The organism is Bradyrhizobium sp. PSBB068 (assembly GCA_016839165.1).
In the GTDB taxonomy this organism is placed as follows: domain Bacteria; phylum Pseudomonadota; class Alphaproteobacteria; order Rhizobiales; family Xanthobacteraceae; genus Bradyrhizobium.
Genome location: CP069300.1, coordinates 927,190 through 948,882 on the forward strand (window position 1 = coordinate 927,190; position 21,693 = coordinate 948,882).

The window sequence follows — 21,693 nt, forward strand, 5'->3', positions numbered from 1 at the left end:
TCCGCGCATGCAGGGTGAGAGTGATTATGCCGCGTCGACCAGGACGAGCTCGGCATCCTCAAGCGCGGTGATCTTCAGAGTGGCTTCATCGCGGATCGCGGCTCCGTCGCGCGCATTGACGCGCACGCCGTTGACCTCGATGCTGCCGGCCGCCGGCACCAGATAAAGGTGACGGGCCTTGTCGGCGGCGTATTCGGCGCTTTCGCCGGCCTTCAGCGTGGTGGCGAGCACCCGCGCATTGGCCCGGATCGGCAGCGCATCATCGTCGCCTTCGATACCGGAGGCGATGGTGACGAGCTTGCCGGAGCGGTTCGCCTTCGGGAACGGCTTCGATCCCCAGGTCGGCTGACCGCCTTGCGTCGTCGGCTCGATCCAGATCTGGAAGATCTTGGTCTTCGACGGCTCCAGATTGTATTCGGAGTGACGGATGCCGCTGCCTGCGCTCATCACCTGCACGTCGCCGGCTTCGGTGCGTCCCTTGTTGCCGAGCGAGTCCTGATGCGTGATCGCGCCTTCGCGAACATAGGTGATGATCTCCATGTTGGCGTGCGGATGCGCCGGGAAGCCGGAATTGGGCGCGATCTCGTCGTCGTTCCACACCCGCAGCGCGCCGTGGCTGACATTGGCGGGATCGTAGTAGCTCGCAAACGAGAAGTGGTGCTTGGCCTTCAGCCAGCCGTGGTCGGCGCCGCCCAGCTTTGCGAATGGTTTCAGTTCGATCATGGTTTGCTCCGTTCGATGCGTTGGTTTCGATCTCGTTGGCCCCTTGGATATGCCCCCGGCTGTGGTATAGAAATAGAAACTATTGAAACTCATTGTTTCCAAATTGAATGATCGGGGCCGCTGCCATGTCGAAACTGCCGGACTTCGAGGCGCTCGCGATCTTCGCAAAAGTCGTGGAATTGCGGTCGTTTGCGGCCGCCGCGACCGAGCTGTCGCTGTCCAAGGCGACGGTGTCGAAGGCGGTCTCCAGGCTTGAGGAGCGGCTCGGCGCGCGGCTGTTCAACCGCACCTCGCGGCGGCTGGCGCTGACCGATGCCGGCCAGAAATTGTCGGAGCGCGCGGCACGGCTGCTTGCCGACGGCGAGGCCGCGGAGAACGAGGCGCTGGCGCAATCGACCACGCCGCGTGGCCTGGTGAGGCTCGCGGTGCCGATGAGCTTCGGCATCAAGACGGTGGCGCCGCTGCTGCCGGAATTCATGGAGGCCTATCCGGAGGTCGCGATCGACCTGCATCTGAGCGACGCGACCGTCGACCTGATCGGCGAGGGCTTCGATGCCGGACTGCGCATTGCGCGGCTGCCGGATTCCTCGCTGATCGCGCGGCGGCTGTGCGGCATGCCGCGCTACACGGTGGCCGCGCCCTCCTACCTGAAGCGCTACGGGCGGCCGACCCATCCGATGCATCTCGCCGAGCACAAATGTTTCGGTTACGCCTATCTCTCGACCCAGGGCGTCTGGCAATACACCAACGCGGCGGGCGAGCAGGCAAGCGTCCGTCCGGCCGGCCAGTTGCGCGTCAACAACGGCGAAGCCGTGATACCCGCGCTGCTCGCCGGCCTCGGTATCGCCGATCTGCCCGATTTCATCGTCGGCGACGCGATCGCACGTGGCGAGGTCGAGGTGATCCTGAAAGGCTGGAAGCAGCCCGAGGGCGCGGTGCATCTCGTCACCCCGCCCGGCGGCCCGCGGCCCGCCCGCGTCGAAGTGCTCGCGGATTTCCTCGCCAAGCATTTTGCAAAGGGCCGCGCTCAGCGGAAGTAGAGGGCGGCGCACAGCGGAATCATCAAGTCGCGCGCAGGCTGAAGGCCGCACGACCCGTCACATTCGTGTCATCCCTTTTAAATTGTATAAGTTCTGTGAACTAACCCATGATCGTGACCCGACGCGATCGTCTATTTCTGCGTCCTGAACCGGTGTTGCCGCAAAGAGCATTTTCGGAGGAGCCAGATGATTGATCTGACCAAGCACGATTTCACGTCATTGTCGGTGAAGGACCTGCTCGATGCCCGCGAGGCCTATCACGTTCATCTGGCCCATCTGCAATCGGTCTATGCGACGGCGATCGGCCGCTATCTGATCCGGGACAGCGACCGTAACGCGACGGAACGGCGGCACCATTCCAAGCCGCAGGCGCTCGGACCGCGCACGCTGTTCAATTCGTCGGTCAAGGACTGGTCGTGGCCCTGCATCCTCGTCTTCGTGCGGGACTGGATGAAGCGCTCCGAGCTGAAGAACCATCCGGAGAAGCAGGACCAGCTGGTGCCGCCGTTCCTGTATTTGCCTGACGGTCGTGTCGTGCCGACCTGTGTCGTCAAGGTCGATCCGAACGAGCGCAGCCCCGGCGTCGTCGATCCGCCGGTGTTCAAGAGCGATCTGGTCGGCGGCGGCTTTCCGGTCCAGACCATGATCCAGGGCAAGATCCATCGCGGCTCGATCGGCTGTCTCGTCACCAATGGCGAGACCGTGTTTGCCCTCTCCAACCGCCACGTGGTCGGCGCGGCCGGACGCGAGATCTTCGCCGGTTTCAAGAACACCGACCGGCGTCTCGGCGTCAGCGACACGCTGCAGCTCGGCAAGCGCGCCTTCTGCGAGGTCTATCCCGGCTGGCCCGGCTCGCGCGTGGTGGCCAATCTCGATGCCGGATTGATCCGTGTCGACGACGTCAAGGGCTGGACCGCGCAGATCTACGGCGTCGGCCAGGTCGGCGACGTCGTCGATCTCAACGTCGGCACCTTCCGCCTCGACATCATCGACCAGCCGCTGATTGCGTTCGGCGCAATCAGCGGCGTGATGAAGGGCAAGATCCTTGGCCTGTTCTATCGCTACAAGACCGTCGGCGGCCTGGAATATGTCAGCGATTTCGTGATCGGCCCGCGTGATGGCGACACGCCGCTCAACAACTATCCCGGCGATTCCGGCACGGTGTGGTTTCTCGACGATCACGATGCGCCGAAAAATGCGAGCGGCGCGCGCATCCTCAATCCCCTGGCGCTCGAATGGGGCGGCCAGGAATTGTTCGGATCGGGCGGTAAGGTCCCGATGCAGGTCGCGCTCGGCATCTGCATGTCGACGCTGTGCCGCGAGCTCGATGTCGAACTGATCGGCGACTGGAACGCCGGCCACACCGAGTATTGGGGCGAATGGGGACACGTCAAGATCGGCGCCTACGCGACTGGTTTGATCGCTGCAAAGCTGCCCAAGCTCGCGGCCATGATGGACGCCAATTCCGACAATATCGGCCTCGACGACAAGCTGCTTGCCGACCTCAAGCCGTATCAGCACGGCACGTTCGCGCCGCTGGCCGATGTCGCCGACCTGGTCTGGCGCTTCACCCGGCACACCGACGAGAGCAACCATTTCGCCGACATGGACAAGCCGGGCAAGGACGGCAAGACGCTGCTCGACCTCTGCGCCGAATCGACGCGCAACGTCGATCCGAAGGTCTGGAACGACTATTACGACGGGATCGGCGAGGACCGGCGCGGCGCGCTGCCGTTCCGGGTCTGGCAGATCTTCGACGAGATGGTCGAGTATGCCGCCGCCAACAAGAAGCTGGAATTCGTCTGCGCCGCGGGCATCGTTGCGCACTACATCGGCGATGCCTGCCAGCCGCTGCACATCTCGCAGTTCCACCACGGTCTCGATCCGAACGACAAGAAGCACGCCAAGGTCCACAGCGTGTACGAGACCACGATGATCGGCCGTCACGGCAAGGATCTCATCAAGATGATCCCCGACGCCAAAACCGCCGATGTCGCGGAGATTGCTCCGGGTGCAACGCCCACCGGCCGCGACGCTGCGGTCGCCGTGGTCGCGCTGATGCAGCGCACCGTGAAGCGGCTGCCGCCGATGACGATCGTCAACCTGTTCAATTCCCATATGGGCAGCGGCCAGGTCGACGCGATGTGGTCGAAGCTGAAGGATGCCACGGCGGCCTGCATGCAGGACGGTGCCAAGACGCTTGCGAGAGTCTGGGAAGCGGCCTGGCGCGCCGGTGCGGGCGAAGATCGCGGGCAGGGCGGCAAGTTCGACCAGGGCAGCCTGAGCAAGCTCTACAACGATCCGAGCTTCCTGCCGGCGTATCCGCTCCAGCAGCTCACGCTGGATGCCGACGATCACATCGTGCCGGTCGGTGGCGGCGGAGCGCGGCGCCGGAATGCGACGTCGGCGCGACCTGCGCGCCCGTCAGCCGCGAAGAAGGCAGCCAAGAAGGCTGCCAAAAACACGGCCAGGAATACGGCGAGGAGAACAGCCAAGAAGGCTGTGGCGCGCAAGCGTCCGGCTGCGGCTACTCCGGTCCGCCGCGCAGCCGCCAGCAAGAAGACCGCGACCAAGCACGGCGCAACCAGGAAGCGGTCGATCGCAAAGACACGCAAGGCGTCGCGCAAGCACTAGGATCTGCCGCTAGCGACGGCCGATGTCGTAGCAGCGTCGAAGGTGATCGAGGCCTTCGACGCCGCAGCTCGTTCGCAAGCATGTGGCTGCGCGGAAGATCTCAAAATTCGTTGCAGACGACAGCGCGCTTGATCGCGGCGGTGAAGAAGGTCGGTAAGGTCGAATCGGGAACCTCAACCCGTTGGCCTTCACATTTAGTTGTCCGCAACGTCGTTCCTTGCAACGATCCTTGGCCGCATTCATTTGCCAGCCTGAAGCAAATCGCCGCGCGGAACCCCGCGCGTGCGCGGATCAGATCGAACTCAAATCGAACAAGGGCACCGGGCATGCAGACGCAGCGGATTGTTCTGAGCATGGCGATCGCGATCGGCGGCCTTGGCGCTGCGGCGCCTGCGTCGTCGCAGGAGTATCGCGGAACCTGGGAACAGCAGATGGCGTGCACGCCGGATGTGTGGCGGCTCTGTGGCGACCAGATTCCCGACACCAACCGGATCGTCGCCTGCCTGCGGCAGAACACGCCGCAACTCTCGAGCGGCTGTCGCGCTGTATTCGAGTCCAATGCCAGCGCGCAGCAGCCGCAAACCCAGGGGCGCGCATTGCAGCATCCGGAGATGCAGCAACGGCCGCGCACGCCGCAGCCGATCCAGCCGGCTCCGGCCGCACCGCCGCGGCCCGCGCCCGATGATGAGGACTAACCCCTAAGGCCTTACTTCGCAGACATCGACCCATTCAGCCGCGGTCAGCTCCGCCATCCTGTCGGGCGTGATCCGCACCGCGCTGTGGGTCGAGCCCGCGGCCGGCACCACGACGTCGAATGCCTTCAGCGAGACATCGCAATAGACCGGCAGCGGCGTCTTCAGGCCGAACGGGCAGACGCCGCCGACCTCGTGGCCGGTAATGTCAGCGACTTCGTCGACGCCGAGCATCTTCGGCTTGCCGCCGAAAGCTGCCTTCACCTTCTTGTTGTCCATCCGCGACGTCCCGGCGGCGACGATCAGCACCACGCGATCGCCGACCCGCAGGCTCAGCGTCTTGGCGATCCGCGCCGGCTCGACGCCATAGGCCTCCGCGGCCAGCGCGACGGTCGCGGAGCTCACGGCGGATTCGATCACGGAGATATCGGGCGCTTTCTCGGCGAAGAAGGCGCGCACAGACTCGAGGCTCATTCTATTAGGACCTTGCAGACACCAGGGCAGGAAGTTCGGAGAGACCGTGGATCCGGTGATCGGGCACGACGCCGAGCTCGTCCATCTGGGTACGCAACGCCCAAAACATCGTCAATGGGGCGACCGTCTCGCTCTCGACACAGGCCAGCGCCATCGATTCCGGCGTCACCCGCTCGATCCAGGCGACACTGAGTCCAAACGCCTTGGCACCGCAAGCGTCCCACGGATTGGACGAAATGAACAAGACCTCCGCCGGCGGCACATTCAACACCTCCTCGATCAGGGTGTAGGCCTCCGGCGCCGGCTTGAACACCTTGTGGGCATCGACGCTGATGGTCGCATCGAGCAGGCGGTCGAGCCCTGAATTGCGCACCAGCGCGTTCAGCATGTCGGGGCTGCCGTTGGAGAGGATCGCGAGCTTCTTGTCCTTCATCGCCTCGAGCGCGGCGAGGGCATCCGGATACAGCGCCAGATGCTGATACTTGTCGATGATGCGGGAGAAGGTCGCTTCGTCATATTGCAGGCCGAGGCAGCGCAGCGTGTAGGCGAGCGAGTCGCGCGTCGCCGTGGCAAAGTCCTGGTAGCGCCGCATCAGCGAGCGCAGCCAGGAATATTCGAGCTGCTTGATGCGCCAGATTTGGGTGATGATGTCGCCATAGCCGGGGAACGCATCCTCGGTGACATCGGCGACCGACTGCACGTCGTAGAGCGTGCCATAGGCGTCGAAGACGATTGCCTTGATGCTCATTGTCGTTACCCCTTCGTCCCGACCGCCGCGCGATCGGGACGCCGAGGGCGCGGTGCAGGGACCGCCTTATATACCCAAAATCCTGCGCGCATTGGCCTTCAGGACTTTGGGGCGGATCTCCTCGCGGATATCGAGTTTTGCAAAATCGGCGAGCCAACGGTCCGGCGTGATGACGGGCCAGTCGGAGCCGAACAGCATCTTGTCCTGCAGGATCGAGTTGATGTAGCGCACCAGGATCGGCGGGAAATATTTCGGCGACCAGCCGGACAGGTCGATATAGACGTTCGGCTTGTGGGTCGCGACCGACAGCGCCTCTTCCTGCCAGGGGAAGGAGGGATGCGCGAGGATGATCTTGAGGTCGGGAAAATCCGCCGCGACGTCGTCCATGTACATCGGGTTGGAATATTTCAGCCGCATCCCCATCCCGCCCGGCATGCCGGAGCCGACGCCGGTCTGGCCGGTGTGGAACAGCGCGATCGCGCCGCCGTCATTGATCGCCTCATAGAGCGGATAGGCCATACGGTCGTTGGCGTAGAAGCCCTGCATGGTCGGGTGGAATTTGAAGCCGCGGACGCCGTAGTCCTCGATCAGCTTGCGCGCCTCGCGGACGCCGAGCTTGCCCTTGTGCGGATCGATCGAGACGAACGGGATCAGCACGTCGAGATGGTCGGAGGCAATCTCCAGCATCTCCTCGTTCTTGTAGCGGCGGAAGCCGGTCTCGCGTTCGGCATCGACCGGGAAGATCACCGCGGCGATGTTCTTCGACCGGTAGTAGGCGGCGGTCTCCGGCACGGTCGGCGGATGCTTGTGCGGCGATTTGAAATAGTCGGCCATCTGCGCCTGGAAATCGTCATAGCCGTCGTCGCCATGCATGCCGCACGGCTCTTCGGCGTGGGTATGGATGTCGATCGCGGTGACCTTTTCGATGTCGGGCAGTTTGAGCTTGGGCATGCGGATTCCCGGCGGCGTGTTTGTTGGTGATGGAAAATAATTATATGATATAACGATTTTCGCAAGCGGTCTGGTTGATGGGCGGGCGGTTGCGGACTGATCCGGTTCGGCCGGAAAAGTCCGTAAAGATGGGTCCGGGCCCGGCCCGCAAGCACGATTCGCCGGTCGTGTAGCCGGCGTCAGGGTCAGCCGGCGGCACGGGCCGCGGCGCCACAATCGTTGTGCCCGCCGTTTCCGAAGCGATCTCAATGGCATGGCCGAGTGGCGGACGTGGGCTCCAGGCCGGGATAGGGCCGAAAATCGGCCCATCTCGGTTGACATTTAACAGTCCGATGGCTTAGAACCCGGCCGTCCCGCGCGGCAGGCCGCTTGTCGGGGTAAATCCCATTTTGCCAACTATTGGCATTGATCAGGTACGGCCTCCAACACGGGCCTTTCGAAGTAACAGGATTGTCCCATGAAGGTCCGTAACTCGCTGAAGTCGCTGCGCGGCCGCCATCGCAACAACCGTCTGGTCCGCCGCAAGGGCCGCGTCTACGTGATCAACAAGGTCCAGCGCCGATTCAAGGCGCGCCAGGGTTGATTGCGCGCGGACCGGCGTGTTGCGCCGGTCCCAATTCGTCTCTTTCACAGGTCTTTGACGCCGCGCTGCTTTGCAGTGCGGCTTTGTGCGTCTAGACTTCGGCGATGGGATTAAACGTTTTTGGCCCCACCAACCGCCGGCTGGCGATCCTGATCGCCGCGCTTCTGGCCATGCCTGTCGCGGCCGCCGCGCAGGACGATCCGCGGGTGATCCCGCCGCCGAAGGCCCAGAAGAAACTGCCGGAGGCGCCGACCAAGCTGCCGAAGGTTCCGGCCGACCGCACCCGCGGGCTGGATTTCCTGTTCGGCGCCCTGAAGGCCGCGCCCGATGAAGACAGCGCCCGCCACGTCGAGGCGCGGATCTGGGCGCTGTGGCTGCAAACTCCGAGCGATACCGCCGCGCTATTGATGGTGCGCGCCAAGGCTGCGCTCGACGCCCAGAATGTCGATGTCGCTTTGAAGCTGCTGGACGCGGTGATCAAACTGCGGCCTGATTATGTCGAGGCTTGGAACCGGCGTGCGACGATCTACTACCTGAAGAACGATTATGTCCGTTCGCTGGGGGATCTGCAGCAGGTACTGACCCGTGAGCCTCGGCATTTCGGCGCGCTGGCGGGTGTCGGTATGATCATGCAGGACATGGGCGACGACAAGCGCGCGCTGGACGCCTTCCGCAAGGCGCTGGCTGTCGATCCCTATCTCGAGAAGGTGCCGCAGATCGTCAAGCAGCTGACCGAGAAGGTCGAAGGCCGCGACATCTGATGGCGTGCGGTTGATTGCAACGGACCCGAGAGGCACGTTACTCGCGAGCTTGATGCTTGCTCGCGATACGGTCCGGCGCAGGAGACTAGTGCAGGAACTTGCCGCGGGACGCATTGTCCTGGGCGACGGCAGCATAGAATTGCTGAAGCTCCGCCTCCAGGTGCTCATTCACGAGCAACAGCGCCTTCAGGGCGCCGCGCAGGTCACCATTGCAACTCGCCACGATCTGGTCGATGGCCGCATCGCTAGGGTCGGAAATCATGGTACTCCTCCGATTACTTCCCGTTGAACTCGTCGTGCGGACGCGGGTTCCTGTGAACCTCGTGGATAAGCCAAGAAGTGTTCCGGTAGCGTCCCGGTTCTGGATGAAGCCTCGCGTCTGATGGCGAAATTGCCACCTTCAATCTATGAAATTACTAATGACGCAGGTATGAACCCGCTATCCACAGGCTGGGCGCATTGTGGACAACTCCGTGCCTGCCCGTGAGCCGGAAAATCGACAATTGGCTTTCCGAACCAGAGCATGCCCGGGCAGGGCCCCAATCCGGTACCGGGCGAAACCTGACGTCGGCCACCCCGTAACTTCCGGGTGGCGAAAACCCTTCGAATACCCGTCCTTCTGGTACCCAAGCGCCTCTGGATCCCCTCGATGTTGATCGCGATCATCGCGCTGGCGACCGCAGGGCTGGCGCTGGCCCTGGCGACGCAGATCGGCGTGGTGCTGATCCAGCGCGCCTTTCCGCCGCAGGGCCGCATGATCGATGTGGCCGGCGCGCGGCTGCATGTGGTCGAGCTCGGCCCGCGCGATGCCGCGGGGCCGCCGATCGTGATGCTGCATGGCGCAAGCTCCAATCTCCGCGCGATGCAGCCCCTCGGCGAGCGCATTGCCAAGACGCGCCGGGTGATCCTGATCGATCGGCCGGGGCACGGCTGGAGCACGCGCGAGCGCGTTGAGGATTCAACGCCGGCGATCCAGGGCCGGATGATCGTGGAGACGCTGACCAGGCTCGGCGTCGACCGGGCGATCGTGGTGGCACATTCCTGGGCCGGCGCGCTCGCGTTGCGCATCGCGCTCGATCATCCGGACCGCGTCGCGGGCCTCGTACTGCTCGCCCCGGTCGCCTATCCCTGGCGGGGCGGCGCAGGCCGCTATAACGATGTGATCTCGACGCCGCTGATCGGGCCGTTGCTGGCCCACACGATCACGCTGCCGCTGGGCCTCCTCGTCGCCAGTTCGGGCGCGAGCGGTGTGTTCGCCCCGCAGCCGATGCCTGACGATTTCGTCCGCGACAGCGCGACATTGCTGTTGCTGCGCCCGCGCGAATTCATCGCAAACGCGCGCGACCTCGTCACGCTGAAGGCCGCCGTCGTCGAGCAGGCGCCGCGCTATGCGGAGATCAAGGCGCCGCTATCGATCGTTTCCGGCGACGTCGACAAGACGGTCACGACCGGCATCCATTCGCGGTTGCTCGCCGCGACGGCGCCACAGGCAAAGCTCATCGTGTTGCCCGGTGTCGGCCACATGGTGCAGTACGCCGCGCCCGACCTGGTGGCCTCCGAGATCGAGGCGATGGCCGGCCGGATGACGCGGGACATTATGACGGCACAATAGCTGCTACGTAGTCGCCGCGCGAATGTGATCTGGCAAGACTTGCGCCGCCGTGTGGCGCCAAACATCATGTCACGCGCGGCTTTCCGGTTTCATCAAAGGACACCTCTCATGCGGATCGACAACATCGCCGACCTCATCGCCGAAACCCTTGCCCAGACCGGCGTGAAGCGCATCTACGGTGTCGTGGGCGACAGCCTCAACGGCCTCACCGAGGCCCTGCGCAAGCGCGGCACGATCGACTGGCTGCATGTGCGCCACGAAGAGGTTGCGGCGTTCGCCGCCGCCGCCGAATCCCAGATCACCGGAGATCTCGCGGTGTGCGCGGGCTCCTGCGGCCCGGGCAATCTGCACCTCATCAACGGGCTGTTCGACGCACATCGCAGCCGTACGCCGGTCCTGGCGCTGGCGGCGCAGATTCCCTCGGCCGAGATCGGCGGCGGCTATTTCCAGGAGACCCATCCGCAGGACCTGTTCCGCGAATGCAGCCATTACTGCGAACTGGTGTCGGACCCGGCACAACTGCCCTACATGCTGGAGAATGCGATCCGTGCCGCGGTCGGCAAGCGCGGCGTCGCGGTGCTGGTGCTGCCGGGCGACGTCGCGATGCGGCCGGCGCCGAAGCGCGATATCGCGCCGAATGCCGGCCTGCTGCCGCCGGTGCCGGTGGTGCGTCCGGCCGACGCCCAATTGAACGCGCTGGCCGCGCTGCTCAATGGCGCCAAGCGCGTCACGCTGTTCTGCGGCCGCGGCTGCGCCGGCGCGCATGACGGCCTGCTCAAGCTCGCCGAGACGCTGAAGAGCCCGATCGTGCATGCGCTCGGCGGCAAGGAATATGTCGAATACGACAATCCCTACGATGTCGGCATGACCGGCTTCATCGGCTTTTCCTCCGGCTATGCCGCGATGCATGGCTGCGACGTGCTGCTGATGCTGGGCACCGATTTCCCCTACAAGCAGTTCTTCCCGACCGGCATCAGCATCGCCCAGGTCGATCTCCGCCCGGAAAATCTCGGCCGCCGCTGCAAGCTCGATCTCGGCATCGTCGGCGACGTCGGCGAGACCATCGCCGCGCTGCTGCCCAAGCTCAACCCGAAGACCGACCGCAAGTTTCTCGACTCCAGCCTCGCGCACTACAAGGACGCCCGTGCCGGGCTCGACGATCTGGCCCGCGGCAAGCCCGGCCAGAAGCCGATCCATCCGCAATATCTGGCGCGCCTGCTCAGCGAGCAGGCCAGCGAGGATGCGGTGTTCACCGCCGACGTCGGCACGCCGACGATCTGGGCCGCGCGCTACCTAAAGATGAACGGCCGCCGCCGGCTGGTCGGCTCCTGGGTCCACGGCTCGATGGCCAACGCGATGGCGCATGCGATCGGCGTCCAGGCCGCGCAGCCCGCGCGGCAAGTGGTGTCGATGTCCGGCGACGGCGGCTTTGCCATGCTGATGGGTGATTTGATCACGCTGACGCAAGCGAAGCTGCCGGTGAAGGTCGTGATCTTCAACAACAGCGTGCTCGGCTTCGTCGCGCTGGAGATGAAGGCGGCCGGCTTCATCGAGACCGGGGTCGACCTGAAGAATCCGGATTTCGCGGCGATGGCCCGCGCCATGGGCATTCACGGCGTCAGGGTGGAGGATCCCGGCGAGCTCGAGGGCGCGATCCGCGACGTGCTCGCGCATGACGGCCCGGCCGTGCTCGACGTCGTGACCGCGACGCAGGAATTGTCGATGCCGCCGACCATCACCCTGGAACAGGTCAAAGGCTTCAGCCTGTGGGTGCTGCGCGCCGTGATGAGCGGCCGCGGCGACGAGGTGGTCGATCTCGCCAAGACCAACCTGTTGCCGCGCTGATCGCAGCGGCGTCTGCCCCGGCCCCTAGCCAGGGCAGACGCGCGGCCGATGCCGCCGATTACTGCTTCTGCTTGCCGTCCTTGTCGAACGACGACACATAGGCCCACAGATTGTTGGCCTCGGTCTCGTTCTTGATGCCGGCGAACGCCATCTTGGTGCCCGGGATCTTGGCCTTCGGATCCTTAATGTATTCGAGGAAGGTGTCCTTGTTCCAGGTGATCCCGGAGTTCTTGTTGGCATCGGAATAATTGTAGTCCGGCGCGGTGCCGGAGTGGCGGCCGTCGAGGCCGTTGAGCTCAGGGCCGACCTTGTTCTTGGCGCCTTCGCCGATCGCGTGGCAGGCGAGGCATTTGTTGAACGAGGTCTTGCCGGCGGCGGCATCCTGCGCCAGCGCGGAGGATGCGGTGGCCAGCGATGTGACGACCGCCAGCGCGCTCAAGGTCTTCAGGTTCATGGGGTTCTCTTCGTTTCGTCCCGGGAGGTAGTGATCTTTTGTGGCATGTCCGGCTTGGGCAGGACAAGCCACGAAACTTTGACAGGTTTCGCGGCCGCCTGCTTGCCCGAGAGAGAACTCGGCATTGCCGGGCAGGGCAATCCGACCTTCGGCCGGTCGACTGAAACAAGTCGACTGAAACAGGTGCAGAGCTGATTGATTTGTCGTAACAAATCGGCAAAGGGCAAAAGCCCGCCGAGGGAACACCGATGTCCATCATGATGCCGGCGGCCGACCAGGCCGTGCTTGCGCGCCGCGCCGAGATCGTGGCTGCCTTGCGCGCCATCGTTCCGGGCGAGGGCGTGATCGACAGCGCCGCCGAGATGCTGGCCTATGAATCCGACGGCCTGACTGCCTATCGGCAGCCGCCGATGGTCGTGGTGCTGCCCGATACCACCGAGCAGGTCGCAAAAGTCCTCAAATACTGCCAGGGGCAGGGCATCAAGGTGGTGCCGCGCGGTTCGGGCACCTCGCTGTCCGGCGGTGCGCTGCCGCTCGCCGACGGCGTGCTGCTGGGCCTCGGCAAGTTCAAGCGGATCCGCGAGATCGACTTCGACAACCGCGTTGTCGTCACCGAGCCCGGCGTCACCAATCTGGCGATCAGCCAGGCGGTCGCCCATGCCGGCTTCTATTATGCGCCCGATCCGTCGTCGCAGATCGCCTGCTCGATCGGCGGCAACGTCGCGGAGAATTCCGGCGGCGTGCATTGCCTGAAATACGGCATGACCACCAACAACGTGCTGGGCTGCGAGATCGTGCTGATGTCGGGCGAGATCCTGCGCATCGGCGGCAAGTCGGCCGAGAACGCCGGCTACGATCTGATGGGCATCATCACCGGCTCGGAAGGACTGCTCGGCGTCATCACCGAGATCACGGTGCGCATCCTGCAGAAGCCGGAGACGGCGCGGGCGCTGATGGTCGGCTTTGCGGAGGTCGAGGCGGCCGGCGAATGCGTGGCTGCCATCATCGGCGCCGGCATCATCCCGGGCGGCATGGAGATGATGGACAAGCCCGCGATCCACGCTGCGGAGGCCTTCGTTCATGCCGGCTACCCGCTCGACGTCGAGGCGCTCCTGATCATCGAGCTCGACGGTCCGCAGGTCGAGGTTGATGAATTGATCAAGCGGGTCGAGGCGATCGCGCAGGGTTGCGGTTCGACCTCCTGCCTGATCTCGACCTCGGAGGCCGAGCGCAATCTGTTCTGGGCCGGCCGCAAGGCCGCCTTCCCCGCGGTCGGGCGCATCTCGCCGGATTATCTCTGCATGGACGGAACGATCCCGCGCGGCGCGCTGCCGAAGGCGCTGGCACGGATCCGCGAGCTCTCGGAGAAATATGGCCTCGGCGTCGCCAATGTGTTCCACGCCGGCGACGGCAATCTGCACCCGCTGATCCTCTACGATGCCAACAAGCCGGGCGAGATCGAGAAAGCCGAGGCGTTCGGCGCCGACATCCTGCGCTGCTGCGTCGAGCTCGGCGGCGTGCTCACCGGCGAGCACGGCGTCGGCATCGAAAAGCGCGATCTGATGCCGGAGATGTTCACCGAGATCGACCTCAACCAGCAGCAGCGGCTGAAATGCGCCTTCGATGCCGAGGGCTTGCTCAACCCCGGCAAGGTGTTTCCGACGCTGCATCGCTGTGCCGAACTCGGCCGCGTCCATGTCCACGCCGGCAAGCTGGCGTTTCCGGACATCCCGCGGTTCTAGGCGCGGCGTCGCTCCGGCGAGGGCGTCGATCGATACAATTCGACGGATCGTCCTTTCGAACCGATAACCTTAACCGATGCTGGCCGCGATGGCCGTGGCGCGCCGTCCGGGCTGCCGTCGCGCGTCGCTGCAATTGCGGCTTGCACCGTTTACACGGCCTTCAGCTGTTCCCCGGTATTTTCCCTGGGATGCATGTCTTCGGGAACACATCGATGCCCAGCCTGGCCGATCAGCTGGCGCTTACGCGCAATCGGCCGGCGGGTTTCGACTACATGCGGATCGCGCTGGCGACGACGATCATCTGCCTGCACGGCGCGAACGTGACGCTCGGGCTCGGTCGGGCGCTGGAGATCCAGAGCACGCTTCGCATCGGCATCGCGATGATCCTGGCGCTGTTCTTCTCCCTGAGCGGCTTCCTGGTGACGGCGAGCCTGCAGCGCTGCAAGAGCCTGATTTCCTTCCTTGGCCTGCGCGTGCTTCGGATCGGGCCCGCGCTCGCGGTCGAGACCACGCTGTCGGCCATCATCATCGGCTCGATCTTCACCGAGCTGCCGTTGGCGCAGTATGTCGCCGACCCGAAACTCCACGCCTATTTTCTCAATATCGTCGGCGACATCCAATACGAGCTGCCGGGCGTCTTCCTGCACAATCCGATGCCGGACGTGGTGAACGCCCAGCTCTGGACGGTGCCGTATGAATTGTGGTGCTACGTCGTGCTGGCGCTGCTCGCGGTGACTACGATCTGCTTCAACAGGGTGGCCTACCTGGTGTTCCTGGTGGCCGTTCAGGTCGCGCTGCTGAGCTACGACATCTACCGCTGGGACGAGGTGCCGATCCAGCTTCGCCCGCATCTTCTGGTGTTCTGCTTCCTTGCCGGCGTCGGCTTCTACCTCTGGCGCGACAAGGTTCCGTTCCACCGCACCCTGTGCTTGCTGGCGCTGCTGGCGTGCGCCGCCGGCATGGCCACCGGCCGCGGCGACGCGCTGGCGCCGGTGCCGGCCGCCTATGTCGCGTGCTATCTCGGCCTGATGAATCCGCGGCGGAGCTGGATCGTGTCGTCGGGCGATTACTCCTACGGGCTGTATCTCTATGGCTTCGTCATCCAGCAATGCATTGCCTCGCTCGGCCCGCCGCTCCAGCACTGGTATCTGAACGTCCTGATCAGCCTGCCGCTTGCCTTCGGCGTCGCCGTCGCGTCCTGGCATCTCGTCGAGAAACACGCGCTTCGGCTCCGGGGGCGGGTCGAGACGTTTGAGGCCGCGGTGCTGTCGCGGATGGCGATCGTCGGCTTCTGGCGCAGGCCGCCGGAGCGCGTCGAGTTGCGCGCATCCCTCGGCAACAGCAGCGCATCGATCTGACCTTGCATCTGCGGGAAGGATGAGCTTCGGTTCCAGTCAGAACCGAAGCTCCAGCTTGTTGTTTGACGCGCTTTCCTCGGCGCCGCAGCTCACAGCAGCGTGTATTGTGTCCGCTCGCGCTTGGCGAGCAGCGGCAGCGCCTGCTCCGCGATGTAGGTCTTGAAATAGGCGCTCTCCGCATGCGCCTTGAACGCCGCTTCGTCCTGGAACAATTCGTAGAACAGGAACTGTGCCGGATTGTCCTTGCCGCGGCCGATCAGGAACAGCTTGGTGCCGGGGTCTTTCTGCGCCTCGGGCAGGAAGCTGTCGAGGATTGCCGCGACCTTGTCGGCCTCGCCTTCCTTGGCTTCCCATTGCGCGACGACCAGAAGGCCTGACGTGTTGATCGCATCGCTGATGGTTCTCGTGCTCATCGCATAGTGCTTCATTGGTAGTCCTCCGTTGCTTTGCTCCGATCGAGCTTGCGATCCGGACCCGGGCGAGACGCCGGCGATCGTCATGGCCGCGACGAGCGAGCCGATGGCCGATCGTCGGGTGAGCATCATCGTCGTGGTCTTGACTTCCGAACGCTTCATGATCGCCTCCAGATGATTTGCGCCAACCGTTATGCCAGCCGAACCGCAGGGCGAGAGATAGGGGATCGATCTGCGGGTTCGGTTAGGCGGCGATCGAAGTGTCGATGTCGTGAACATTTCGACCATGATCGAAGCGTCGCGGCGGCCTGGCGTGCGACAAATGGATGACTTCGACAGGAACCGGCCATGCAGACCATCGCCCCCGAGCTTGCGGAGCTCGCCGCCCTGATCGCCGATCCCGGCCGCGCCGGCATCCTGTCGCGGCTGATGGACGGACGCGCGCAGACCGCGAGCGAGCTGGCGCGGGTCGCGGGCGTCACGCCCCAGACCGCGAGCTGGCACCTGGCCCGGCTGGTCGAGCGTGCGCTGCTCAAGGTCGAGCGGCAGGGTCCGCGGCGCCTCTACCGGCTGGCTACCCCGCTGGTTGCGCAGATGCTCGAAGGCATGATGACGGTTGCGGCGATCGACCCGCATCCGTCCCGCCCGCCGCCGCGGATCGATGCGGAGATGCGCCGGGCCCGGACCTGCTACGACCACCTTGCCGGCGAGCTCGGCGTCGCCGTCACCGACGCGATGCGGGAACGCGGTCACCTCCACCTCGACCCGGAGGCCGGCGAGCTGACCGCGTCGGGCCGCGCATTTCTCCGTGATCTCGGCATCGACCTGCGTGCGCCGGCGCGGAGCCGGCGGCTGTTGTGCCGGCCCTGTCTCGACTGGAGCGAGCGGCGTCCGCATCTGGCCGGACGGGCAGGGGCCGCGGTTGCCGACCTCGCGTTGCAGCGCGACTGGATCCGGCGCCGGCCGCAGGGCCGTTCGGTCGAGATCACCGCCCCCGGGCTCGTCGCATTCCGAGACGTGTTCGGCGCGCGCATTTGATTTCGGAGCCGAATTTCGATACCGCCTAGCCTGTGGAAACGCTCAAAGTCAGAGACATCAAGGATGTCGAAGAGGTGGTGCGCGCGGCGATCGCCAGCGAGCAGCCGCTTGAGATCATCGGTCATGGATCGAAGCGCGCCATCGGCCATCCGATGGCGACCAATGCGGTGCTCGACGTGTCGGTGCTGAACGCGGTCACCGCCTATGAGCCGAACGAGCTGATCATCACCGTCGAGGCCGGCGCGCCGCTCGCCGACGTGCAATCCCTGATCGATGCCAAGAACCAGCAATTCGCCTTCGAGCCGGTGGACATTTCGGTGCTGCTCGGCAGCGCGGGCGCCGGCACGATCGGCGGCATGATCGGCGCCGGCCTTGCCGGTCCGCGCCGCATCAAGGCCGGCGGCATCAGGGATCATCTGCTCGGGGCGCACGCGGTGTCCGGCTTCGGCGACGGCTTCAAGACCGGCGGGCGGGTGGTGAAGAACGTCACCGGCTACGATCTCTGCAAGCTGCTCACCGGGTCCTGGGGCACACTCGCGGTCATGACCGAAGTGACACTCAAGGTCATGCCGAAGCCGGAGGCCGAGCGGACGCTGGTGCTGCGCGGCCTCGACGACGTCACCGCCAACAAGGCGATGACCGCGGCGCTGGGCTCGCCGTTCGACGTCTCGGGCGCGGCGCATCTGCCTGGTTCGGCGCTGCGCTCCGGAACCGGCGCGCTCGCCGGCCTCGCAACCTCCGGCCAGCCGGTCACGCTGGTGCGGCTCGAGGGGATTTCGGCCTCGGCGATCCACCGGGCCGCTTCGTTGAGCCAGACCCTCTCGTCCTATGCAACGGTCGACGTCCTTGCTGACGATGCTTCTGCTGCGATCTGGAGCGCGCTGCGCGACGTCTTGCCGTTCGCCGCGAACGGCGCGCTCGGGACCTGGCCGGTGTGGCGCATCGTTTGCCCGCCGGCCTCGGGTGGCGCGTTCGGCCAGGCGCTGGCGCGTGAGACCGGCGGCGAGGTGATCTATGACTGGGGCGGCGCGCTGATCTGGGCCGCGGTGCCGCCCAACGCCGACGCGCATGCCGTGCTGGTCCGCAGCCATGTCGAGGCGATCGGCGGACACGCCACCTTGATCCGGGCCAGCGAAGATGTGCGCCGCGCGGTCGACGTGTTCCAGCCGCAGGCGGCCGGGCTTGCCGCGCTCGGCGAGCGGGTGCGGGCGAGCTTCGATCCGCGATCGGTGCTCAACCGCGGCCGGATGATACGAGGCGGGGGTGCATGAAGACCGAATTTTCCCTGGCTCAGCTTGCCGATCCCGACATCCAGGAAGCCGACAAGATCCTGCGCGCCTGCGTGCATTGCGGCTTCTGCACCGCGACCTGCCCGACCTATGTCCTGCTCGGCGACGAACTCGATAGCCCGCGCGGCCGCATCTATTTGATCAAGGAGATGCTGGAGAAGGACAAGCCGCCGACGGCTGAGGTGGTCAAGCATATCGACCGTTGCCTGTCGTGCCTTGCCTGCATGACCACCTGTCCGTCGGGCGTGAACTACATGCACCTCGTCGACCAGGCCCGGGTCAGGATCGAGCGGGACTATCAGCGGCCGCTGACCGAGCGGCTGCTGCGGTCGGTGCTCGCTTTCGTGCTGCCGCGTCCCGGCCTGTTCCGGACCAGCATGATCCTGGCCGGGCTCGCCCGGCCGTTCGCAGCGCTGCTCCCGACGCCGTCGGTCGGCGCGGCGAGCCCCGGCCTGCTGCGGCGGATCAAGGCGATGCTGGCGCTCGCGCCGCGCGGCCTGCCGCAGCCGGGACCGGCAGCGGGAACCGTGTTTGCGCCAATCGGGCGGCGCCGCGGCAGGGTCGCGCTGCTGCAGGGCTGCGCCCAGCAGGTGCTGGCGCCGCGGATCAATCAGGCCGCCATCAACGTGCTGACCCGGCACGGCGTCGAGGTGGTGCTGGTCAGGGACGAGCAATGCTGCGGCGCGTTGACCCATCACATGGGACAGGACGGCGACGCGCTGGCGCGCGCGCGGGCCAACATCACGGTGTGGCAAAGGGAAGCGGACCAGAACGGGCTCGACGCCATTCTGGTGACGACCTCGGGCTGTGGGACAGTTGTCAAAGACTACGGCTACCTGCTGCGCGAGGACAAAGCATTCGCCGGGCCGGCGCAGCGAATCTCGGCGCTGGCGAAGGATATCACCGAGTATCTCGCCGGCCTCGAGCTCGCGCCTTCAACGCAGATAGGCGATGTCACCGTCGCCTATCACTCGGCTTGTTCGTTGCAGCATGGACAGAAAATCACTCAACTTCCGAAAGAATTGCTTTCCAAGAATGGATTCGTGGTGAAAGATGTACCCGAGAGCCATTTGTGTTGCGGTTCGGCGGGGACCTACAACATTCTCCAGCCCGACATTGCGAGCAGATTGCGCGATCGCAAGGTCGCCAATATTGCGCTTGTCAAACCGGACATGATCGCCGCGGGCAATATTGGGTGCATGGTTCAGATTGCCGGCGGTACGTCAGTTCCTGTGGTGCACACGATTGAGCTTCTCGATTGGGCGACAGGAGGTCCCCGGCCAGGATTGAATTGATCGACTGCCACTCGAGCATGATCCGGACCTCAGCCTTGCCCTGACGCAACGTGCCTGACGCAACATGTCTGACGCAATGTGTCTGAAGCAATGTGAAAGTCAGGCGCTTCCCTGCCACAGACGCGAAGCGATCGCGCGGCCATCATGCCCGACAAGTGAAGTGGAGGGCGCCTCTCCCCGAGGCGCAGCCAACGACCGGCAAGCGATCACTTCAATACGCGGTGGACTCAAATCAGCGGCAATAGGAGGACCACAATGGCGAAGTCGAAGAAGGCAAAGAAAAGCAAGAAGGCCAAAAAGGCCAAGAAGGCGGTAGCGGCCAAGAAGAAGTCGGCCAAGAAGTCCGCAAAGAAGTCGGCCAAGAAGGCCGCGAAGAAGTCTGCAAAGAAATCGGCGAAGAAGTCAGCCAAGAAGGCTGCCAAGAAAGTTGCGAAGAAGGCTGCTCCGAAGAAGGCCGCACCCAAGAAGGCTGCGAAGAAAGCTGCCAAGAAGAGCGCTCCGAAGAAGGCCGCCGCGCCGAAGCCGGCCGCCCCGGTTGCAGCCACGCCGGCGCCCGAGCCTGCGCCGCAGCCGGCCCCGAGCTGGGCCACGCCGAGCCACGAGCCGGCGCCGAGCTGGGGCACCTCCGATGGTGAGCACCACTGACCGAACCTGCACCGGTTCATCCGACCGAAGCCGCAGCGGACGCCGCTGCGGCTTTTTCCGTGTCAGTGGTCCGTAGTTTTGCGGAGAAGACGATTCGCGTCGGCACCGCCCGCAGTGTGTCGAACCGTTGCTCATTTCCGGCTGAGCGGGTCGTTCAACCGGAACGGGAGCCTCAGTTTTGTGGTGCAAATGCAACACCCATCAACCAACGTGTGCCGGGACTGCCAGAACGCCTAAAAAGTCGGCAGATGCATGTCTTTTCGCCTTCTCCAAAAGGGAGCTGCGTTTCAGATTGATCACACACGATTGAGTTGCAGTCCGTTATCGCGCGCCCTGGGGGCCACCGGAGCTGGGCTGTCTGGACATTTGGATGGGGACCGTCATGAAGAAACTGGCTTTGTTAGCAACGGCGCTAGCAATGATTTCGAGCTCGGCAATGGCAGCTGACATGGCGGTGAAGGCCGTCAAGGCGCCGCCGCCGGCTCCCTTCGATCCCTGGGATATCGCCTTCGGCGCCGGCATCGTCAGCGACTACATCTTCCGCGGCGTCACGCAGTCGAACCATAATCCATCGGTCACCGCCTATTTCGAGCCGCGCTACAACGTCAACAAGGACCTGCAGCTCTACATCGGCACCTCGACCGAAAGCATCTCCTTCGCCAACCGTGCTGCGGCGGAAGTCGACGTCTACGGCGGTATCCGCCCGACCTTCGGCGCCTTCGCCTTCGACATCGGTGTCTGGGGTTACCTGTATCCGGGCGGAACCTGCTACTTCGGCGCCGCTACCGACACTGCGGGCAAACCGCTCGGCAACGAGTGCCTGACCAATTTCCTGCCGAACGGCAACGTGATGAAGAAGGACGTCTCGTTCTTCGAGGTCTACGGCAAGGCGACCTGGACCATCAACGACAACTGGGCGTTCACGATCAACGAATACTACTCGCCCAACTTCCTGAACACCGGCGCCTGGGGCAACTATTCGTCGATCATCGGCAAGTACACCGCGCCCAGCACCGTGTTCGGCACCAGCGGCGTCGGCCTGTATGTGTCGGGTGAGTTCGGCCGGCAGTGGCTCGGCACCTCCGACAGCTTCTACGGCGTCCCGGCGTTCCCGAACGGCATCAAGTATGCCGACTACAACACCTGGAACATCGGCATCGGCTTCACCTACAAGGTGTTCACGCTCGATCTGCGCTATTCCGACACCGACATGTCGAAGGGCAATTGCAGCGCCTTCACCAGCGATTACACCGCGGGCGGCACCACCAACGTCACCCCGATCAATCCGGGCGGCACTGGTTCCAACTGGTGCGGTGCGGCTGGTATCGCCAAGCTCTCGGTCGACCTGACCGCGATGTCCAATCTGAAGTAATTTCCCTTTCCGGGATCAATGGGG

Annotated in this window: 21 protein-coding genes; 14 read left to right on the forward strand and 7 right to left on the reverse strand. The window is 64.6% G+C overall.

Going from position 1 to position 21,693, the window contains the following annotated elements:
- Positions 1 to 24 precede the first annotated feature (24 nt).
- Positions 25 to 723, reverse strand: coding sequence for a pirin family protein (locus tag JQ507_04390; GenBank protein QRI70775.1), 699 nt, complete (start codon positions 721 to 723; stop codon positions 25 to 27).
- 125 nt (positions 724 to 848) lie between these two features.
- Here JQ507_04390 and JQ507_04395 point away from each other — a divergent pair, with 125 nt between their 5' ends.
- The 3 genes from JQ507_04395 (at position 849) to JQ507_04405 (ending at position 5,092) form a co-directional block, all read left to right on the forward strand.
- Entirely contained in the window at positions 849 to 1,763 is a 915-nt protein-coding gene (locus JQ507_04395; protein ID QRI70776.1) for a LysR family transcriptional regulator, read from the forward strand.
- Positions 1,764 to 1,949: 186 nt separating this feature from the next.
- Complete coding sequence (locus tag JQ507_04400) at positions 1,950 to 4,397, forward strand: hypothetical protein (GenBank protein ID QRI70777.1); 2,448 nt, start codon at positions 1,950 to 1,952, stop codon at positions 4,395 to 4,397.
- Positions 4,398 to 4,723: 326 nt separating this feature from the next.
- The gene (locus JQ507_04405; protein ID QRI73173.1) at positions 4,724 to 5,092 is read left to right on the forward strand and encodes a hypothetical protein; all 369 of its coding nucleotides are present in this window, start codon (positions 4,724 to 4,726) and stop codon (positions 5,090 to 5,092) included.
- 3 nt (positions 5,093 to 5,095) lie between these two features.
- On the opposite strand, the gene JQ507_04410 is transcribed toward JQ507_04405, so the two are convergent.
- From JQ507_04410 to JQ507_04420, 3 genes are all read right to left on the reverse strand, one after another.
- The gene (locus JQ507_04410) at positions 5,096 to 5,563 is read right to left on the reverse strand and encodes a YbaK/EbsC family protein (GenBank protein QRI70778.1); all 468 of its coding nucleotides are present in this window, start codon (positions 5,561 to 5,563) and stop codon (positions 5,096 to 5,098) included.
- A gap of 4 nt (positions 5,564 to 5,567) precedes the next feature.
- Positions 5,568 to 6,311: a haloacid dehalogenase type II gene (locus tag JQ507_04415; GenBank protein QRI70779.1), complete on the reverse strand. Its 744-nt coding sequence runs from the start codon at positions 6,309 to 6,311 to the stop codon at positions 5,568 to 5,570.
- Positions 6,312 to 6,377: 66 nt separating this feature from the next.
- Positions 6,378 to 7,262, reverse strand: coding sequence for an amidohydrolase (locus JQ507_04420; protein QRI70780.1), 885 nt, complete (start codon positions 7,260 to 7,262; stop codon positions 6,378 to 6,380).
- A 457-nt stretch (positions 7,263 to 7,719) separates the two neighbouring features.
- Here JQ507_04420 and ykgO point away from each other — a divergent pair, with 457 nt between their 5' ends.
- On the forward strand, positions 7,720 to 7,845 hold the full coding sequence (gene ykgO / locus JQ507_04425) for a type B 50S ribosomal protein L36 (protein ID QRI70781.1): 126 nt from the start codon (positions 7,720 to 7,722) through the stop codon (positions 7,843 to 7,845).
- Positions 7,846 to 7,949: 104 nt separating this feature from the next.
- Entirely contained in the window at positions 7,950 to 8,606 is a 657-nt protein-coding gene (locus JQ507_04430; GenBank protein QRI70782.1) for a tetratricopeptide repeat protein, read from the forward strand.
- An 85-nt stretch (positions 8,607 to 8,691) separates the two neighbouring features.
- Here the strand turns inward: JQ507_04430 and JQ507_04435 are convergent, their stop codons facing one another.
- Positions 8,692 to 8,868, reverse strand: coding sequence for a hypothetical protein (locus JQ507_04435; protein ID QRI70783.1), 177 nt, complete (start codon positions 8,866 to 8,868; stop codon positions 8,692 to 8,694).
- A 393-nt stretch (positions 8,869 to 9,261) separates the two neighbouring features.
- Here JQ507_04435 and JQ507_04440 point away from each other — a divergent pair, with 393 nt between their 5' ends.
- Both JQ507_04440 and poxB read left to right on the forward strand, forming a co-directional pair.
- Positions 9,262 to 10,218, forward strand: coding sequence for an alpha/beta hydrolase (locus JQ507_04440; protein ID QRI73174.1), 957 nt, complete (start codon positions 9,262 to 9,264; stop codon positions 10,216 to 10,218).
- Positions 10,219 to 10,326: 108 nt separating this feature from the next.
- On the forward strand, positions 10,327 to 12,063 hold the full coding sequence (poxB, locus tag JQ507_04445) for a ubiquinone-dependent pyruvate dehydrogenase (protein QRI70784.1): 1,737 nt from the start codon (positions 10,327 to 10,329) through the stop codon (positions 12,061 to 12,063).
- Between the two features lie 58 nt (positions 12,064 to 12,121).
- On the opposite strand, the gene JQ507_04450 is transcribed toward poxB, so the two are convergent.
- A complete protein-coding gene (locus tag JQ507_04450; GenBank protein QRI70785.1) occupies positions 12,122 to 12,517 on the reverse strand; it encodes a cytochrome c family protein in 396 nt (131 codons plus the stop codon).
- A 248-nt stretch (positions 12,518 to 12,765) separates the two neighbouring features.
- On the opposite strand from JQ507_04450, the gene JQ507_04455 reads away from it, so the two are divergent.
- Both JQ507_04455 and JQ507_04460 read left to right on the forward strand, forming a co-directional pair.
- A complete protein-coding gene (locus JQ507_04455) occupies positions 12,766 to 14,259 on the forward strand; it encodes an FAD-binding protein (GenBank protein ID QRI70786.1) in 1,494 nt (497 codons plus the stop codon).
- A 188-nt stretch (positions 14,260 to 14,447) separates the two neighbouring features.
- Complete coding sequence (locus JQ507_04460) at positions 14,448 to 15,617, forward strand: acyltransferase (GenBank protein QRI70787.1); 1,170 nt, start codon at positions 14,448 to 14,450, stop codon at positions 15,615 to 15,617.
- 89 nt (positions 15,618 to 15,706) lie between these two features.
- On the opposite strand, the gene JQ507_04465 is transcribed toward JQ507_04460, so the two are convergent.
- The gene (locus JQ507_04465) at positions 15,707 to 16,045 is read right to left on the reverse strand and encodes an antibiotic biosynthesis monooxygenase (GenBank protein ID QRI73175.1); all 339 of its coding nucleotides are present in this window, start codon (positions 16,043 to 16,045) and stop codon (positions 15,707 to 15,709) included.
- A gap of 333 nt (positions 16,046 to 16,378) precedes the next feature.
- Here JQ507_04465 and JQ507_04470 point away from each other — a divergent pair, with 333 nt between their 5' ends.
- The 5 genes from JQ507_04470 (at position 16,379) to JQ507_04490 (ending at position 21,669) form a co-directional block, all read left to right on the forward strand.
- Positions 16,379 to 17,068, forward strand: coding sequence for a helix-turn-helix transcriptional regulator (locus JQ507_04470; GenBank protein ID QRI70788.1), 690 nt, complete (start codon positions 16,379 to 16,381; stop codon positions 17,066 to 17,068).
- A gap of 32 nt (positions 17,069 to 17,100) precedes the next feature.
- Positions 17,101 to 18,339, forward strand: a complete 1,239-nt coding sequence (locus JQ507_04475) for an FAD-binding protein (GenBank protein QRI70789.1) — start codon at positions 17,101 to 17,103, stop codon at positions 18,337 to 18,339.
- Entirely contained in the window at positions 18,336 to 19,652 is a 1,317-nt protein-coding gene (glcF, locus tag JQ507_04480; GenBank protein QRI70790.1) for a glycolate oxidase subunit GlcF, read from the forward strand. Before JQ507_04475 ends, glcF begins: the two co-directional genes overlap by 4 nt.
- Before the next feature lie 255 nt (positions 19,653 to 19,907).
- Entirely contained in the window at positions 19,908 to 20,297 is a 390-nt protein-coding gene (locus JQ507_04485) for a histone (protein QRI70791.1), read from the forward strand.
- Between the two features lie 382 nt (positions 20,298 to 20,679).
- Positions 20,680 to 21,669: a hypothetical protein gene (locus JQ507_04490; protein ID QRI70792.1), complete on the forward strand. Its 990-nt coding sequence runs from the start codon at positions 20,680 to 20,682 to the stop codon at positions 21,667 to 21,669.
- Positions 21,670 to 21,693 lie beyond the last annotated feature (24 nt).

Coding starts and splice junctions, on each gene's coding strand:
- JQ507_04390 (QRI70775.1), bottom strand. CDS start 723: ATGATCGAACTGAAACCATTCGCAAAGCTGGGCGGCGCCGACCACGGC.
- JQ507_04395 (QRI70776.1), top strand. CDS start 849: ATGTCGAAACTGCCGGACTTCGAGGCGCTCGCGATCTTCGCAAAAGTC.
- JQ507_04400 (QRI70777.1), top strand. CDS start 1,950: ATGATTGATCTGACCAAGCACGATTTCACGTCATTGTCGGTGAAGGAC.
- JQ507_04405 (QRI73173.1), top strand. CDS start 4,724: ATGCAGACGCAGCGGATTGTTCTGAGCATGGCGATCGCGATCGGCGGC.
- JQ507_04410 (QRI70778.1), bottom strand. CDS start 5,563: ATGAGCCTCGAGTCTGTGCGCGCCTTCTTCGCCGAGAAAGCGCCCGAT.
- JQ507_04415 (QRI70779.1), bottom strand. CDS start 6,311: ATGAGCATCAAGGCAATCGTCTTCGACGCCTATGGCACGCTCTACGAC.
- JQ507_04420 (QRI70780.1), bottom strand. CDS start 7,262: ATGCCCAAGCTCAAACTGCCCGACATCGAAAAGGTCACCGCGATCGAC.
- ykgO (QRI70781.1), top strand. CDS start 7,720: ATGAAGGTCCGTAACTCGCTGAAGTCGCTGCGCGGCCGCCATCGCAAC.
- JQ507_04430 (QRI70782.1), top strand. CDS start 7,950: ATGGGATTAAACGTTTTTGGCCCCACCAACCGCCGGCTGGCGATCCTG.
- JQ507_04435 (QRI70783.1), bottom strand. CDS start 8,868: ATGATTTCCGACCCTAGCGATGCGGCCATCGACCAGATCGTGGCGAGT.
- poxB (QRI70784.1), top strand. CDS start 10,327: ATGCGGATCGACAACATCGCCGACCTCATCGCCGAAACCCTTGCCCAG.
- JQ507_04450 (QRI70785.1), bottom strand. CDS start 12,517: ATGAACCTGAAGACCTTGAGCGCGCTGGCGGTCGTCACATCGCTGGCC.
- JQ507_04455 (QRI70786.1), top strand. CDS start 12,766: ATGTCCATCATGATGCCGGCGGCCGACCAGGCCGTGCTTGCGCGCCGC.
- JQ507_04460 (QRI70787.1), top strand. CDS start 14,448: ATGCATGTCTTCGGGAACACATCGATGCCCAGCCTGGCCGATCAGCTG.
- JQ507_04465 (QRI73175.1), bottom strand. CDS start 16,045: ATGAAGCACTATGCGATGAGCACGAGAACCATCAGCGATGCGATCAAC.
- JQ507_04470 (QRI70788.1), top strand. CDS start 16,379: ATGCAGACCATCGCCCCCGAGCTTGCGGAGCTCGCCGCCCTGATCGCC.
- glcF (QRI70790.1), top strand. CDS start 18,336: ATGAAGACCGAATTTTCCCTGGCTCAGCTTGCCGATCCCGACATCCAG.
- JQ507_04485 (QRI70791.1), top strand. CDS start 19,908: ATGGCGAAGTCGAAGAAGGCAAAGAAAAGCAAGAAGGCCAAAAAGGCC.
- JQ507_04490 (QRI70792.1), top strand. CDS start 20,680: ATGAAGAAACTGGCTTTGTTAGCAACGGCGCTAGCAATGATTTCGAGC.